Raw genomic sequence first — 14,362 nt, 5'->3', positions numbered from 1 at the left:
GCGAAAGCTTGATGGTATTGTAGCAACGCTCCAGAGAGTGTCAACATGGAGATGAAATTAATTTCATCTGATGCAAATGGCTGAAAAACTGCATTTTTTTGTGTTATGCCTGTCCCTTAAAGCGGCAGTTATTTCGCCGTCTTTTCCCCCGCGACATAGCGGCTCCGGGGACCTGTCTGACCAGTTTTATTGCTTGTTGGTATGACAGTTGCCCTTCACCTGGATGTCATGTTCCGTGTCAGGGTGCAACAAAAGTTGCTTCCTGACCGCGCCCCGAGTCAGCACCGGGTCCCTAAGTTACAGTGGGAAAGTGTGGACCGAACACGAGATACACGGATCGTAACAGCGGATCAGCCGTTCGAGCGCGGCGGTCATGCGCGCCGTTTCTTCGCCCTCCATGCCGCGTGCCAGCGCCAGCAGGTCCCGCCCCATCGCCGCCTGGTTCAGGGCGGTCGGGGTGATCACGTCGGCTTGCGTGCAAATGCCAGCGTCGTCGAATGAATAGCTGTGAATGAGCACCCCGCGCGGCGCTTCGCACGCCGCGGTTCCCGTGCCGCCGTGCGGCGCCGCAGCGATGCCGGCTTCGGGGGCGGCTCCCAGTTCCAATAGACGCTCGACGAGTTCCAGGGCGCGCTCGGCAGCGTCGCAGAGTTCGATGGCCTGGGCGAGGTTGTTGCCGCGTATGTCCTTCCCGATCAGTTCATGCCTGTGTGCCTTGAAGATCTCACGCGCGCCTTCGCTCAAGGCGGGTCCGTGATGCAGGCGGGCCAGGGCTCCCACGGTCGCATCCACCCCCATCACCTTGGAAAGTTTTGCGTTGGAGTGCGGAAGGAGCGTTTCCTCTACATGTTCCCGATATTCCCTTACGGCGAAGGAGCGGTCACCACCGAGGCGCAAGCGCCGCGAGGCGAGCGGAGCCGAGGACGGCTCGAGGGCGAGAAAGGCGGGCTCCGGGAGTCTCGGGAAGGGAAACGGGGTGCTGAAGAGTCGGCAGACCTCCCTGCAGGCGGGAAGCGCGAGGCGCAGCTCGTCTCTTAGTTGCGTAAGTTCATGCTTCGGGATCGCGCGTCCCAGCCCGCCAAGGCGGATGTTCACCGGATGGATCAGGCGCCCCCCGACCGTCTCCTGGATGAGGCTCCCGACCTTTTTGACGGCGAGTCCCTGCTTGACAAGTTCCGGCGCCGTGCCCGCAAGCTCTGCGACGCCCTGAACGCCCAGCAGGTCGGGGAGCACCAGGAAATACAGGTGCAGCGCATGGTCCTGGACCGTGGCGCCGTTCAGCATGAGTTCCCTGGTGAGCGAGGTCCGCTCGGAGACCTCGATGCCGAGAGCGTCCTCGACGGCGAGCAGCGCCGTGACCTTGTGCACCGTCGAGCAGAGTGAGCAGATGCGGCAGACGATGTCGGGGACCTCGGCATAGCTCTTCCCGACCAGGAGGGCCTCGAAGAGGCGAGGGGACTCGCTCAGGTGCAGCTCCACCCGTTCGACGCGGGCACCATCAAGGTAGACCTTGACGCTGCCGTGCCCTTCGAGTCTCGTCAACGGGTTTATCTCAACGACGCTGCCCATAGTCCCACCCCGGCTTGAACCTGTTCATCCTGCGTTCGATCTCGTCGCGACCGAAACCGCGCTCGAGGAGCAATTCCAGCTCCTGTGCCACGTTCGCTTCCCGCACCGGGCCGCGGCAACCCTCGCAGGCGATGCCCGTTGCCGGGCAGCGCGCGTTGCACCCCCCCTGTATGACCGGCCCAAGGCACAACTCCCCTTTTTCCAAAAGGAGGCAGAGGTTTTCCCTGCTGCGGCACTCGGTGCAGACCGGGTAGGACCTAACCGGCGGGAGGGTCCCCGCAAGGAGTGCCGCCAGCAGTTCCACGACCTCATCCTTCTCGGGAGGGCAGCCGCGTATGGTCCAGTCAACGCTCACGAAGTTGCCGAAGGGCGCCGGTGCAAAGCTCTCAGGCAGGCTCCCCTGCCCACCGTACACGGTCCGGAGCAATTCCTCCCTCGTTGACTGGCCGTTGTTCATGGCAGCAACGCCGCCGAAAGCGGCGCAGGTTCCGTACGCCACGAGCAGGCGGCTCGCGTTTCTCAGGCTGAAGAGCATGTCGAGATCTGCCGGAGTGGAAACGGCACCCTCGACGAGGGCGGCGTCGAACGGTCCTTCCTTGCGGCCGCCGCTTTGCGCCATCGGGAAATAAACGAGCTCGAAGCGCCGCAGCACATCCGCGAGTTCGTCCTCGCAGTTGAGCAGGGTGAGCTGGCAGCCGGAGCAGGCGGTGAGTCCGGCTATGGCGAGCCTTACAGGTTTCACAGCGCCTCCGGTATCGCTTTCAGTTCGCCTGCCCGAAAGACCGGGCCGTCCACGCAGCAAAGTTTCTGCCCGATGCCGCAGTGGCAACAGCGCCCCACGCCGCAGCGCATCCTGCGTTCGAGGCTCAGCATGATGCGTCCCGACGCCACCCCCGCCTGTTCGAGATCGGCGATGAGGCAGCGGTAAAGGGGAGGGGGACCGCACACCGCGGCGTAGGTCGCGGCGGCGTCGAAGCGGAACCCCTTCAGGAGATCCGGCAGCAGCCCGACCGCGCAGGACTGGATGCCGTTCGTCTCCGGTGCGAAATCGACGGTGAGGTACAGCCGCATCTCCCCGCGGGCGGCGAGCGCAGCCAGCTCCTCGCGAAACAGCATGACCCTCGGCTGGCGGGCTCCGTACATCAGGGTTATCTCGCCGAAACGGTCGCGGTGCCTGAGAAGATGCATGAGAAGGGAGCGCAGCGGAGCGATGCCGAGCCCGCCGGCGAGCAGGAGGACGGGATGCCCGGCCATTTCCTTAAGAGGAAATCCGTTGCCGAAAGGGCCGCGGATGCCGAGCGGTGCACCCGGGAGCTGTTGGTGCAACAGCTCGGTCACGTGCCCCACGCGGCGCACGCACAGTTCAAGCGTTCCGTCACCTCCCGGGAGATCGGCGGGCGAGATCGGGACTTCTCCGGCGCCGGGAACGGAGATCTGAACGAACTGACCGGGGACGAAACGGGACAGCTGCGGGAGGGCCGCCTCCTCGGGGGCGATGCGGAAGAGGGCGGTATCCTCGGTGAGTTCGGTCCGCTCCAAAAGACGCGCGGTGAACGGCAGGTGCATGTCTCTCACCCTTTCGCTCATGACGACATCTCCCCGCCTGCCGCACAAAAGAGCTCGCGCAGGTCGATGCCGACGGGACAAACGGCCTTGCAGCGCCCGCAGCCCACGCACGAGGTGATCCCCTGCAGCGGCGTGAAGCCGCAGTATTTGTGCAGGAAACGGTAGCGCAGGCGGTCGAGGCGCGTGGGGCGGAAGTTCGCGCCCGCCACCTCTCCGTGCGTTGCGAAGAGGCAATTGTCCCACTCCCTGATGCGCACGCCCCCGCCGTCCAGAGCGGGGTATTCACGCACGTCGAAACAGTAACAGGTGGGGCAGCAGACCGAACAGGCACCGCATGAGACGCAGGTGTCGGCAAACTTCTGCCAGAGCGGGTTGTCCGAGAAGCGCAGTTCCGGGTCCTGGGGGGCGACGCCCGTTCCCGACTGCAGCGCTGCCGCCGGCTGAGACACGTCGGATGCGCTGAGCAGATCAGCTGCCGCCGCGGCGATTTCCTCTCCCCGCGCGGTAAGCGCTGAGAAGAGGTATCCGTTCTTGGTCGTCGCGAGGAATGCGTCGCAGTTTGCCGCGGCATCAGGAGCAGAACAGAAGCAGAAGTCGTCAGGCTCGCATGAGATGCCGACCAGGGTGAGCCGCGCCCTGCGCGCCGCATACCCCGGATCGGTGTTGTCGCCGAGGAAGACGCGGTCCAGGTAGGCGATCCCGGCCAGGTCGCAGGGATGAAGGGCGAAAAGGACGATGGCGGGGGGGGCTTCGGCGGGCTCGGCGTAGCGCCCGTCCCGGTAGCTCAGGAGTTGTTCCCTGAAAGGGAGCAGGTATTTCTTGGGGGGGATCTGGGTCCTGCGGTAATCCGTTAAGAGTTGTGCGGGGTCGGTAACGGGGGCGAAGGTGGTGACTCCGGCGTCGGTCACGGTCGGACCGTGCAATGCGCCGAACAGCCGTAGCTTCTCAAGGAAACCGTTTAGCCGTGTCGCTTCGAGGAAGGACTTCTCCATTTTTACCCCCTTGCACAAGGCTCAATTTTATCGGCGGAGAAGGCAAAGGCAAGTGCCATACTGCGACGGCGAGCGTTTCAGGTTCAGGTTCCAAGGAGAAACGGTATTTTTTACCGGCGATTTTTGACTTCGACCGGCATAGGTGCTACAGAAACTATATGGAGAAAGATTTCACTGACTATCACTGCCATATAGTGCCTGCCGTTGACGACGGTGCGACCGATCTCGAAGAGTCCATTGCCATCGCAAAGATCCTCAGTGAGTTCGGGTTCGGTACCGTAGTCTGCACCCCGCACATGATCCGCGGTTGCTTTGAGAATAATCCCTCCCGCGTTGCCAGCGCGGTGACCGTGCTGCAGGGGCATATAAACGACGCCGGCATCCCTCTTCGACTCTTGCCGGGATGCGAACACTATCTCGACGAGTTTCTGCCTGAGTTGCTGCTCGAATCGGTCCACGCGAGGCCGGAGGAGAGGAGGATGCTGGTGGAGGTCCCCTTTCGGGACGGCCCCGAACTGCTGCACCCCATGGTGGAGAGATTCTTCCGGCTCGGTCTCGAACCCTTGATCGCGCATCCGGAGCGGTGCCGCGCCTTCGATCCGCAGGTGCGGGAGCACGGCCTGCATGGAGCGCTATGCTCGGTCATGGGGTGGCAGAAGACGCCCGAACTGTCGGACGACTCGACGATCATGGAGATGAAGCGCGCGGGGTGCGTGTTTCAGGGCAACCTCGGCAGCTTCGCCGGGCGTTACGGGAACGAGGTCCGGGAGCGTGCCCTGCTGTTTCTGCGTCACGGTCTCTATGCCTGCATCGGCAGCGATGCGCACCGTCCCGAGGGGCTCGCCGAGATGCTGCAAAAAGGGAGGGAGGCCATAACGGCCGAGGTCGGCGAGGAGGCCGCCTTGGCGTTTCTGAAAGGGATCCAACTGCAGTCATCGTAAAAGCAGCGCATTTTTGCCTCAAGCACCTCCAGAGGGAAGCCGATAACGGTTGACGGAGTGAACGAACCCCTCTGAGAGGTAACGATGAGCAAGTCCAAGATATCAAGGTTCAGTATTCTGCAACTGATCGTCACCATGGCGGCAGTCTCTATCGCAGGACTGATCCTGGTTTCCATCACGGCGCATTCCATCATAAACAGGGTAAAGGTTAACGGCCCTGTTTACGCCCAGATCGTCCAGGGGAAGGATCTCGTTGCCGACATCCTTCCCCCTCCCGAGTACATCATCGAGTCCTACCTCGTCGTACTGCAGGCCTCCCGTGAGACCGATCCCGCCAAGCTGCAAAAACTGCAGGAATCCTTCAAGGAGCTTAAGGGTGAATACGAAGAGCGCCACGCCTTCTGGGGCAAGGAGCTTGCCGCGGGCGAGGAGAAGACCCTGCTCGTTGAGTCCTCCTATCGGCCTGCGGAGCAGTTTTACCGCACCGCGACGGATGAATTCTTCCCCGCAGTCGCCTCGGGCGATGCCTCAAAGGCCGGCGAAGTTTTGAACAGACTCACCGGCCTGTACGAGGAGCACCGCTCGATCATCGACAAGCTGGTGCAAATCGCCAACAGCAAGGGGAGCGCCCTGGAAAAAACGACGGTCAGCGAGCTGTCGCGCTCGCTTGCCGTGCTCATCGTCCTGTGCATCGCGGTCACCCTCGGCTGCGTGCTCCTGAGCCTCTTCATCATCAGGAGCATCCAGGGGTCTTTTTCCGCCTGCACCACGGTCCTCGAGCGTATCGCCGGGGGGGATCTTTCCGTGCAGGTTGCCGTAGAGGGGAGGGGGAGCGTCAGGACGATGATGGAGACCATGAAGGCGATGGTCGAGCGCTTCGCCGAGGTGATGCACCAGATAAACGCCACCTCGACCACCCTCGTCAGCGCTGCGGATCAGCTCTCGGTCGCCTCCGGGCAGATAGCGGGCAACGCCGGGGTCGTCGCTACCGAGACCGTCACCATCGCCACCGCCAGCGAAGAGATGGCGGCAACGTCCCAGGAGATATCGAGGACCTGCCAACACGCAGCGGACAATTCGCGCACCACGAGCGACATAGCTGAAACGGGCGTGTCGGTGGTAGGCAACACCATCACCGTGATGCAGCGCATCGCCGAGCGGGTAAAAGGGCTTTCCACGACCGTCGAACAGCTCGGAGAACGCAGCGACCAGATCGGGCTCATCATCGGGACCATCGAGGACATCGCGGACCAGACCAACCTTCTCGCCCTGAACGCGGCCATCGAGGCGGCCCGTGCCGGCGAGCAGGGGCGTGGCTTCGCCGTCGTCGCCGACGAGGTGAGGGCCCTTGCCGAGCGGACCACCAGGGCGACGAGGGAAATTGCCGACATGATCAAGGCGATCCAGTCCGATACCAAGGAGGTCGTTTCCGCCATGGAGGAAGGGGTGCACGAGGTCGAAAACGGCACCGCCGAGGCGACCAAATCGAGCACGGCGCTCAAAGAGATCCTGGAGCAGGTGAACGCCGTCGCGGGAGAAGTGGTACAGATCGCCCAGGCTGCCGAGGAGCAGACCTCGACCACCGGGATGATCAGCGGCAACATAAGGCAGATCACCGACCTGGTGCAGGGGACCGCCGATGGGGCGAACCAGTGCGCGGGGCAGGCCTCCCAGCTCACCGGATGCGTCAAGGATCTCGAACGCATCGTGAGCCGGTTCACGCTCGCCGGCTGAGCCGACCGACATTTTACAGCAGGAAAGGGGGCGGCCTCACATGAAGCCGCCCCCTTCTCTTTGGATCTTCTAAAGACTCTCCTTGGCGCTACGGATTCACCTCCCACGAAGCGCTGGATGAGCCCTGAGTTCCCCCCCTTTGCGAAGGGGGGGGATAGGGGGGATTTGCCGTGGCCGGTTAATGCCCTCCCTTCGCAGATTAGGGGAGCGCGAGCTCAGGAAATCGCTTCGCGGGCATCTATCCGTCTCTCGGGGGGGCCGCATCTTTTCGCACTGCAATGCGCATTCGACGTCATCCTGCTGCTTTAAATTTCAGCAAACGCCCGCGGCGTAGGCCCGGACGCTCATTCCGCAGCGCGATGATGCCTGAAAACAAGGGCGTTTCAGCGTTTACTGCATCTGGAACGGAACCTGCTAGAAGATGGCCATCACAGCGAGGTGAGCCATGCCCCTTCTGAGCAGTGCCGATTGCGACGCCATCATCCTCTCCCTCAAGGTAGCCCTTACGGCGACCCTGATCAGTCTCCCACTGGGCTTTCTCTACGCCTACCTGATGACCTTCTTCCGCTTCCGGGCCAAGGTGCTGCTCGAGGTGCTGGTCAACCTTCCGCTTACGCTGCCTCCCGTCGTCATGGGGTACCTGCTGCTGGTCTCCCTGGGCAGAAACGGCTGGCTTGCACCTCTGCTCGATCTGTTCGGCGTGCGTCTCATCTTCAACTGGAAGGCTGCCGTTTTGGCGTCGGCCATCGTCGGCTTTCCGCTTCTGGTCAGATCGATCAGGATCGCCATGGAGGGGATCGACGGCAGGCTGGTGCAGGCATCGCGCACCCTGGGAGCCGGGCCCGTCGACACGCTTCTGTCCGTGATCCTCCCCTTGTCCGTCTCCGGTGTCGTCTCCGGCGCGTCCCTCATGTTCGCGAGAAGCCTCGGTGAATTCGGCGCAACCATCATCGTCGCCGGGAACATGCCGGGCAGCACCCAGACGATTCCGCTCGCCATCTACGATTACGCATCATCGCCGGGCGGTGAGCGGGCCGCCCTTTCTTTGTGCGCCGTCGCCGTAGGCATTTCCGTTTTCGTGCTTAGCGGCCACGAGGCGCTCGTCAAGCGCCTGGCAAGGAGGACCTGATGGAGCTGAGTCTCAACCTGCGCAAGAGTTTCGGAGGTCCCTTCAACCTCGACCTCGACTGCACTGCCTCCGGTAGCCAGGTCGGCATCTTCGGCGCCTCAGGAAGCGGCAAGTCCACCCTGGTCAGGCTGATCGCAGGACTCGAGAGGCCCGAGGAGGGAGAGATATGGCTGGACGGGGAGTGCCTCTTCAGCAGCAAGAGGGGGATCAACGTACCGCCGCAGCGGCGCTGCATCTCGCTCGTCTTCCAGGATGCCTGCCTGTTCCCGCATCTGAGCGTCGAGGCGAACTTGAGGTACGGGTACAAAAGGAGCCGGGCAGGGCGGCGCAGCGTCGATTTCGCCACCCTGGTGTCGGTGCTCCAGCTCGGGGAACTCCTGGGGCGCGGCGTGAACCGCCTCTCGGGAGGGGAGCGTCAGCGCGTGGCGCTCGGTCGCGCCATCCTGGCCAATCCGCGCCTCCTGCTCATGGACGAGCCCCTCTCCGCGCTCGACGACGGCCTCAAGCTGCCGATCATCCATTACCTGAAACGTGCCGGTGAAAGGTTCGGGATTCCTTACCTTTTCATCTCGCACTCGCTCCTCGAGATCAGGCTCATGACGGACCGGGTCATCTCCATGGCGGGCGGCCGTGTGCTGGCGCAGACGTCGCCGGAAGAGCTCGCTCGAGAGCGGATGGGGGGGAGCCAGGTGGGTTACATCAACGTGCTGCAGCTGGAGAAGCTGCGCAAGATGGGTGGGCTGTACGTGTACCGGTGGGGGCTGGAGGAGCTCTTCGTCTCGGCAGGGGACGAGGAGCCGATGGCGGTCTTCGAGCTCTCCTCGCGCGACATCATCCTGTTCACGCGCCACCCGGAGGCGGTGAGCGCCAGGAACCTTCTGAAATGCACCGTGGTGGACACCTTCCCGTCCGGGAACAAGGTGGGGGTGGAGCTGCGCTGCGGCCACGAGACCCTGATCGCCGAGGTGGTGGTCCAGGCCGCGGACGATCTGGCCATTCAGGCGCGCAACGAGGTTTATGCGGTGATCAAGGCCGCCTCTTTCAGGCGTCTCAGCTGAAGGTCAGCGTATCCACCCGCCGCCTACCACCCGGTCGCCGTCGTAGAGGACCGCGGCCTGTCCCGGGGTGACGCCGGACTGCGGGGTGTCGAACTCGATGCTGAGCCTGCCGTCCGCCTGCAGTTCGGCGCGGCAAGGGACCGGCTGCTGCCGGTAGCGGATGCTGCAGGTGCCGTTGAAGACCCCTGAGATGGGTGTGGAGGTCCAGGTGAGCTGGTCGGCGACAAGCGAGGTGCGCAAAAGCTCCTCTTTCGGGCCCACCACGACCCGCGCGTTTTCGGCATCGAGTGCGGTCACGTAGAGGGGCTCTTTCCAGGCGATGCCGAGCCCGCGCCGCTGCCCCACCGTGTACCGGTGGATGCCGTCGTGGCCGCCGAGCCTCTTGCCTTCCCGGTCCGTGATCTCGCCTGCGGGCAGGGTGACGCCTGCTTCCTCCAGGAAGCGGACGTAGTCGTTGTCCGGGATGAAGCAGATCTCCTGGCTTTCCTGCTTGCCGGCCACCGGAAGATTGAAGCGGGCGGCTATGGCGCGCACCTCGGGCTTTTCCAGTCGACCGACCGGGAAGATGGTCCGCGAGAGCTGCTGCTGGTTCATGGCGAACAGGAAGTAGGTCTGATCCTTTCGGGGATCGTCCCCCTTGCGGAGCTGGAATATGCCCGCCTCGTCCTGTTCGATGCGCGCGTAGTGCCCGGTGGCGAGGAGTTCGGCGTTCAGGGCGTCGGCCGTCTCGAGGAGCAGGCCGAACTTGATCCTTTCGTTGCAGCGTGCGCAGGGGTTCGGGGTGCGCCCGGCCGCGTACTCGGCGACGAAGTCGTCGATCACCAGCTCCTTGAAGCGCCCGCGCATGTCGATGACCTGGAAGGGGATGCCTATGCGCTTCGCCACCCGGGCCGCGTCCATGACGTCGGTGAGCGAGCAGCAGGTCTTGCCGCCGGAGGGGGTGTTCTCTGGACGATCGTAGAGCTGCAGCGACACCCCGATCACGTCGTAACCCTGTTCCTTCAAAAGCGCGGCGGTCACCGAGGAATCGACGCCGCCGCTCATTGCCACAAGTACTCTTTTTCTTTCTGACATCTCTTTCATTCCCGCTGAAGCGCCTGCCTCTTAATCCGCACCCTTTTCCAGGAGAAGCGTGTAGTAACCGTCCTGCTCCTTCAGGCCGAGCAGCTTGTGCCCCTCGTCCTTCAGGCTTCGCGGCACGTTCTTGACCGGTTCCCCGTCGTCGAGCAGAAACTCGACGGTGGTGCCCGCCTCGATATCCTCGAGCTCGAGCTTTGCCATGACGAAGTTGGTCGGGCAGGTTACACCCCTTAAATCGATGGTTTGCATGCTGATTCCTTTACCGGTGCTTCAGGCCTGGCCCGGAAGCGGTATCTGGTTGACGATTACCTGCGGGGGGACGGTTTCGGCGACGACGAAACCCGCGAAGTCGCGGCGCAGGTGGTCGAGAAGCGACTGACAACCCTCGCGGATGATGATGTCGCCAAGACGCACGCGGCCGGCTCCTTCCGCCTTCTCCTGGTACCAGGCGAGGACGGCGGCGATGAAGTCTACGGCACGCTCCTCCGGAAGGAAGGTGGCGTAAAGCGTTCCCACCAGGGGGCGGCGTCCCCACTTTCCGCCGATGCGGACCGTGTACCCTTTTTTCGCCGCGCTCCAGGCGCCGGTGGGGCAGACCTTGATGCAGTCGCCGCAGTAGATGCATTTTTGTGCGTCGAATACCGGTTTGCCGTCCGCCATGGCGAGGGCACCCTCGGTGCACGATTTCGCGCACAGCCCGCAACCGATGCAGGCGTCAGCGTCGAGGCTGGGCCAGACGGCACCCTGGAAGCCGACGTCGTTGATGGACGACTTGGGACAGTCGAAGGGGCAACCGGCGAAACATACCTTGAACTTGTGATGGCCGGTGGCGGTGCCGAAGAGCTTCTCGTCCACCTCGAGGGCCGATTTCTGGGTGTCGATGAGGCCGTTGGGGTTGTACTCGCAGCCGCCGCAGGCGGTCGGAACGCGCACCCGGGCGCCGCAGGATGCGACCTTCTGCTGCTCTTCGCCCAGTTCCGCGACCACCGCGTCGAAATCGGCGAAGTTCACGTTGATGAGCTCGATGGACTGGCGCACCGACAGGTGCACGTACCCCTTGCCGTACTTCTGCGCAACTTCCGCGATCTTCGCCAGGCGGTCCACGGAAAGCCTCCCGCCCGGGACGCGCAGGCGCACCGTGAACAAATCCTTGCCGCGCTCCTTGATGAAGCCGCCGGCCTTCAGGTTCCTCAGATCTATCTTCTGTTCTGCCAAAACGCTCTCCTGTTCGATAGCAAAGGGTAGGGGGGGCTACCCTGCGATGGTAAGTTGCACGGGCTCAACGACCCCGGCGGTGATTCGGAACGCCTTCGCCACCGGCTCGCCCGGTCTTTCCAGGGAGACGATCAGGTGGTGGACGTTCGGGGTGAGGGCGAGCCGGATGTCCTCCTGGGAGGGGCGGGCCGGCGACTCGGGGTGCGAGTGGTAGATGACCAGCATCTCCTCGCCCGCGGCGCGCATCGCCTTGACCACGGCGAACTGCTCCTTCGGGTCCATGGTGAAGTGTTCGTTGCTCGCGTCGGTGTTGGTCATGGGGTAGCGCGTGGTGACTCGGTGTCCCACCCCGCCCATCATGCCGCACACCTCGAGGGGGAAACCCTCCTGCGCCTGGGCGAAGGTCGCCTCCAGTATCTCCCTGGGGATCTCCAGCATGCTAGTGCCCCAGGTCGCAGACGGTCATGGCGTCGAGTTCGTCCTTCACCTCGGTGATGGTCGGGTGCTCGCCGCAGATCGGGCATTTCGGGCTCCTGCGGATGGGAACCTCACGAAAACGCATGCGCAGGGCGTTGTAGGTGAGGAGCCTTCCGTGCAGAAGTTCCCCGATCCCGAGGAGGTACTTGATCGCCTCGGTCGCCTGCAGGGTTCCGATGATGCCGGGGAGGACGCCGATGACGCCCGCCCTGGAGCAGGTGGGGATGACGTCCTTGGGGGGAGGCTCCGGGAAGACGCAGCGGTAGCAGGGGGACTCACCCGGTGCCACCGTGAAGGTCTGCCCGTCGAACTGCAGGATGCCGCCGTGCGAGTAGGGCTTGCCGGCGAGCACGCAGGCGTCGTTGATGAGGAACTTTGCCGCGAAGTTGTCGGTGCCGTCGATGACGAAGTCGTAATCCTCGATCATGGAGAGGATGTTGTCCGCGTTCACCCATGTCTCGTAGGTGACCACGTTAGCTTCCGGGTTGATGGCGAGCATCTTCTCCTTGGCCGAAAGGACCTTCGCCTTGCCGACGTCCGGGGTGCCGTGGATGATCTGGCGCTGCAGGTTGGAGAGGTCGACCTGGTCGGCGTCGGCGACGCCGATGGTCCCGACGCCCGCTGCGGCGAGATACAGCGCGATCGGGGAGCCGAGGCCGCCGGCGCCGATCACGAGCACCTTGCCGTTCATCAGCTTCATTTGTCCCTTGCCGCCGACCTCTTTAAGAAGGATGTGACGCGAATAGCGGTTGATCTGCTCTTCGGTGAGCTTCACGGTCTACCTCCACCCATGAAATAAAGAAACTCTACGGTATCGCCGTTCTGCACCTTCGTCCCGTCGAACTGCGCGCGGTCTAAGATGTCGCCGTTCAGTTCCACGGTGACGTACTCGCGCTGTTCCACCTGCAGCGCCTCGAGCAGGTAGGTGATGGAGACGGGTTCTGTTTCGGTGATGCTGGCAGGCTTGCCGTTGACCATAAGGTTCATTAGATGCGCTCCTCGTTTGATAGCATAGAAATAAGGCAAAAAACAGCGTTAAACCTGTTCCAAAGCGGCGGCGAAGTCGTCCTGGATGTCCTCCGGCGCCTCGATTCCGACCGATACCCGTATCAGCTCCTCGGAGACGCCCATGAGCGCCTTCACCTCGGGCGTGTAATCGGCGCAGATGGTGGAGGCCGGGTGAATGACGAGGGTCTTCGTGTCCCCGATGTTGGCGAGGTTCTTCGCGAGGGAGAGGCCGTTGATGAACCGGAAGGCGGCGGCCCGGTCGGCAAGGCCGAAGGTCAGCAGCCCGCCGAAGCGCCCGTTGAACTGGCGTCTCGCGACGTTGTGGAACGGCGAGTCGGCAAGCCCCGGGTAGTTAACCCAGGCGACCTTCTGGTGTGCGTGCAGGAAGGTGGCGAGTTTCATGGCGTTCGAGCAGTGACGCTCCATCCTGAGGGCCAGCGTCTCGAGCCCCTCGCCCGAGAGAAACGCGTTCAGCGGTGCCGCGCAGGCCCCGAAGTCCTTGTGGATCAGCTTCCTCACCCGTGCCGTGAAGGCGAAGTTGCGATACTTCTTGAAAAAGGGCTCGAAATGCGGGAAGAGGGCGCTGTTCCAGTTGAAGCTGCCCGCATCGACGATGGCCCCTCCGATGGAGTTGGCCGTGCCGTTTATGTACTTGCTGGTCGAGTGGACGATGATGTCGGCGCCAAACTCGCGCATGCGCGCTAGGTAGGGCGTCGAGACGGTCGCATCCACCATGAGCGGGATGCCGTGCTTTTTCGCCACCGCCGAGAATGCCGCGATATCGGGGACGTCCATCTTCGGGTTGCCAATGGTCTCCACGAAGATGAGTCTGGTCCGCTCGCTGATCCCAGCCTCCAGGGCCCACAGGTCGCCCGGATCGAAAAAACGGGTGGTGATGCCGTAGTTCGCAAGGGTGTCGTGGAACAGGGAGTAGGTGCCGCCGAAAAGCGACGAGGAGGAAAGGATCTCGTCTCCGCTGCGCACAACGGCCATGACCGCCGTGGTGATGGCCGACATTCCCGAAGAGGTGACGACGGCCGCTATGCCGTCTTCCACCGCGGCGAGTCGCTTTTCCAGGCTCTCGAAGGTCGGGTTGCCGATTCTCGTATAAACCTGGCCTACCGCTCTTCCCCTGAAGACGTCTTCCAATTCTTCTGCGGTCTCGTAGGCGAAGGCTGAGGCCTGGACGATCGGTGTCTTGGTGGCGCCGGAAGCGTCCCTGATTGTCCCGCCATGGATCAGCTTCGTATCGAGCCTCAATTTGCCGTCAACTACTCCCACGGTCACTCCTTCGATTCCTTTTGCATGGCACCGAGTAATCACCGCTCGGCGCAAGGGTTGTGCGAGGGTAATTTTAGTTACTCATTTTGTCAAGAAATTTATCGGGTATCTACCGTGTGCAAGTGTGGAAAGGTTTTCCGCCTAAAATCAGCTGCTGATCAACTAAATCATATCTGGTGATGATTTTTTATCCTGTGCGATGTCATGAGCTCAAGTAGCTGCTATTATTCACTTAATAGCCGATTTATTTAGTATTTCACGCAACAATATTCTACGGTTTTTTATAAAATTACTTGACTAATAAATTCGGGT

Annotated in this window: 15 protein-coding genes; 4 read left to right on the top strand and 11 right to left on the bottom strand. The window is 62.7% G+C overall.

Features of this window, described 5'->3' with window-relative positions:
• Positions 1-297: 297 nt before the first annotated feature.
• The 4 genes from D6Z24_RS05525 to D6Z24_RS05510 are packed head-to-tail and all read right to left on the bottom strand — an operon-like array spanning position 298 to position 4,127.
• A complete protein-coding gene (locus D6Z24_RS05525) occupies positions 298-1,569 on the bottom strand; it encodes a Ni/Fe hydrogenase subunit alpha (protein WP_129125571.1) in 1,272 nt (423 codons plus the stop codon).
• On the bottom strand, positions 1,553-2,311 hold the full coding sequence (locus D6Z24_RS05520; protein WP_129125570.1) for an NADH-quinone oxidoreductase subunit B family protein: 759 nt from the start codon (positions 2,309-2,311) through the stop codon (positions 1,553-1,555). The genes D6Z24_RS05525 and D6Z24_RS05520 overlap by 17 nt, the downstream gene beginning before the upstream one ends.
• Complete coding sequence (locus D6Z24_RS05515; RefSeq protein WP_129125569.1) at positions 2,308-3,156, bottom strand: FAD/NAD(P)-binding protein; 849 nt, start codon at positions 3,154-3,156, stop codon at positions 2,308-2,310. The genes D6Z24_RS05520 and D6Z24_RS05515 overlap by 4 nt, the downstream gene beginning before the upstream one ends.
• Positions 3,153-4,127, bottom strand: a complete 975-nt coding sequence (locus D6Z24_RS05510) for a 4Fe-4S dicluster domain-containing protein (protein WP_129125568.1) — start codon at positions 4,125-4,127, stop codon at positions 3,153-3,155. Before D6Z24_RS05510 ends, D6Z24_RS05515 begins: the two co-directional genes overlap by 4 nt.
• 158 nt (positions 4,128-4,285) lie before the next feature.
• Here D6Z24_RS05510 and D6Z24_RS05505 point away from each other — a divergent pair, with 158 nt between their 5' ends.
• The 4 genes from D6Z24_RS05505 to modC all read left to right on the top strand — a co-directional run bounded on the left by D6Z24_RS05505 (position 4,286) and on the right by modC (position 8,989).
• Complete coding sequence (locus D6Z24_RS05505) at positions 4,286-5,068, top strand: tyrosine-protein phosphatase (protein ID WP_129125567.1); 783 nt, start codon at positions 4,286-4,288, stop codon at positions 5,066-5,068.
• Between the two features lie 84 nt (positions 5,069-5,152).
• Entirely contained in the window at positions 5,153-6,802 is a 1,650-nt protein-coding gene (locus D6Z24_RS21495; RefSeq protein WP_162605077.1) for a methyl-accepting chemotaxis protein, read from the top strand.
• A gap of 445 nt (positions 6,803-7,247) precedes the next feature.
• Positions 7,248-7,931 (top strand): molybdate ABC transporter permease subunit, encoded by a 684-nt coding sequence (gene modB, locus D6Z24_RS05495; protein WP_129125566.1) that lies wholly within the window; start codon positions 7,248-7,250, stop codon positions 7,929-7,931.
• Entirely contained in the window at positions 7,931-8,989 is a 1,059-nt protein-coding gene (gene modC, locus D6Z24_RS05490) for a molybdenum ABC transporter ATP-binding protein (RefSeq protein WP_129125565.1), read from the top strand. The genes modB and modC overlap by 1 nt, the downstream gene beginning before the upstream one ends.
• A 3-nt stretch (positions 8,990-8,992) precedes the next feature.
• On the opposite strand, the gene mnmA is transcribed toward modC, so the two are convergent.
• The 7 genes from mnmA to D6Z24_RS05455 are packed head-to-tail and all read right to left on the bottom strand — an operon-like array spanning position 8,993 to position 14,050.
• Positions 8,993-10,063, bottom strand: coding sequence for a tRNA 2-thiouridine(34) synthase MnmA (gene mnmA, locus D6Z24_RS05485; protein ID WP_129125564.1), 1,071 nt, complete (start codon positions 10,061-10,063; stop codon positions 8,993-8,995).
• Positions 10,064-10,093: 30 nt separating this feature from the next.
• On the bottom strand, positions 10,094-10,318 hold the full coding sequence (locus D6Z24_RS05480) for a sulfurtransferase TusA family protein (protein WP_129125563.1): 225 nt from the start codon (positions 10,316-10,318) through the stop codon (positions 10,094-10,096).
• Positions 10,319-10,339: 21 nt separating this feature from the next.
• Complete coding sequence (locus D6Z24_RS05475; RefSeq protein ID WP_129125562.1) at positions 10,340-11,284, bottom strand: 4Fe-4S dicluster domain-containing protein; 945 nt, start codon at positions 11,282-11,284, stop codon at positions 10,340-10,342.
• A gap of 36 nt (positions 11,285-11,320) precedes the next feature.
• Positions 11,321-11,722, bottom strand: a complete 402-nt coding sequence (locus D6Z24_RS05470) for a Mov34/MPN/PAD-1 family protein (protein WP_129125561.1) — start codon at positions 11,720-11,722, stop codon at positions 11,321-11,323.
• A gap of 1 nt (position 11,723) precedes the next feature.
• Positions 11,724-12,536 carry a HesA/MoeB/ThiF family protein gene (locus D6Z24_RS05465; protein ID WP_129125560.1) on the bottom strand — a complete coding sequence of 271 codons (813 nt, stop codon included), beginning with the start codon at positions 12,534-12,536 and terminating at the stop codon, positions 11,724-11,726.
• Entirely contained in the window at positions 12,533-12,748 is a 216-nt protein-coding gene (gene thiS / locus D6Z24_RS05460; protein WP_129125559.1) for a sulfur carrier protein ThiS, read from the bottom strand. Before thiS ends, D6Z24_RS05465 begins: the two co-directional genes overlap by 4 nt.
• A gap of 48 nt (positions 12,749-12,796) precedes the next feature.
• The gene (locus D6Z24_RS05455) at positions 12,797-14,050 is read right to left on the bottom strand and encodes an O-acetylhomoserine aminocarboxypropyltransferase/cysteine synthase family protein (RefSeq protein WP_129125558.1); all 1,254 of its coding nucleotides are present in this window, start codon (positions 14,048-14,050) and stop codon (positions 12,797-12,799) included.
• Positions 14,051-14,362 lie beyond the last annotated feature (312 nt).

It is taken from the genome of Geomonas oryzae (assembly GCF_004117875.1).
Taxonomy (GTDB): Bacteria; Desulfobacterota; Desulfuromonadia; order Geobacterales; family Geobacteraceae; genus Geomonas; species Geomonas oryzae.
The sequence above is the reverse complement of the archived record's forward strand: the minus strand, read 5'-3'. Positions and strand labels throughout refer to the sequence as shown.

Excerpts from the sequence above, each read along its gene's own strand:
- mnmA (WP_129125564.1), bottom strand. The coding sequence starts at position 10,063 with ATGTCAGAAAGAAAAAGAGTACTTGTGGCAATGAGCGGCGGCGTCGAT.
- D6Z24_RS05525 (WP_129125571.1), bottom strand. The coding sequence starts at position 1,569 with ATGGGCAGCGTCGTTGAGATAAACCCGTTGACGAGACTCGAAGGGCAC.
- D6Z24_RS21495 (WP_162605077.1), top strand. The coding sequence starts at position 5,153 with ATGAGCAAGTCCAAGATATCAAGGTTCAGTATTCTGCAACTGATCGTC.
- D6Z24_RS05510 (WP_129125568.1), bottom strand. The coding sequence starts at position 4,127 with ATGGAGAAGTCCTTCCTCGAAGCGACACGGCTAAACGGTTTCCTTGAG.
- modB (WP_129125566.1), top strand. The coding sequence starts at position 7,248 with ATGCCCCTTCTGAGCAGTGCCGATTGCGACGCCATCATCCTCTCCCTC.
- modC (WP_129125565.1), top strand. The coding sequence starts at position 7,931 with ATGGAGCTGAGTCTCAACCTGCGCAAGAGTTTCGGAGGTCCCTTCAAC.
- thiS (WP_129125559.1), bottom strand. The coding sequence starts at position 12,748 with ATGAACCTTATGGTCAACGGCAAGCCTGCCAGCATCACCGAAACAGAA.
- D6Z24_RS05470 (WP_129125561.1), bottom strand. The coding sequence starts at position 11,722 with ATGCTGGAGATCCCCAGGGAGATACTGGAGGCGACCTTCGCCCAGGCG.
- D6Z24_RS05515 (WP_129125569.1), bottom strand. The coding sequence starts at position 3,156 with ATGAGCGAAAGGGTGAGAGACATGCACCTGCCGTTCACCGCGCGTCTT.
- D6Z24_RS05480 (WP_129125563.1), bottom strand. The coding sequence starts at position 10,318 with ATGCAAACCATCGATTTAAGGGGTGTAACCTGCCCGACCAACTTCGTC.
- D6Z24_RS05505 (WP_129125567.1), top strand. The coding sequence starts at position 4,286 with ATGGAGAAAGATTTCACTGACTATCACTGCCATATAGTGCCTGCCGTT.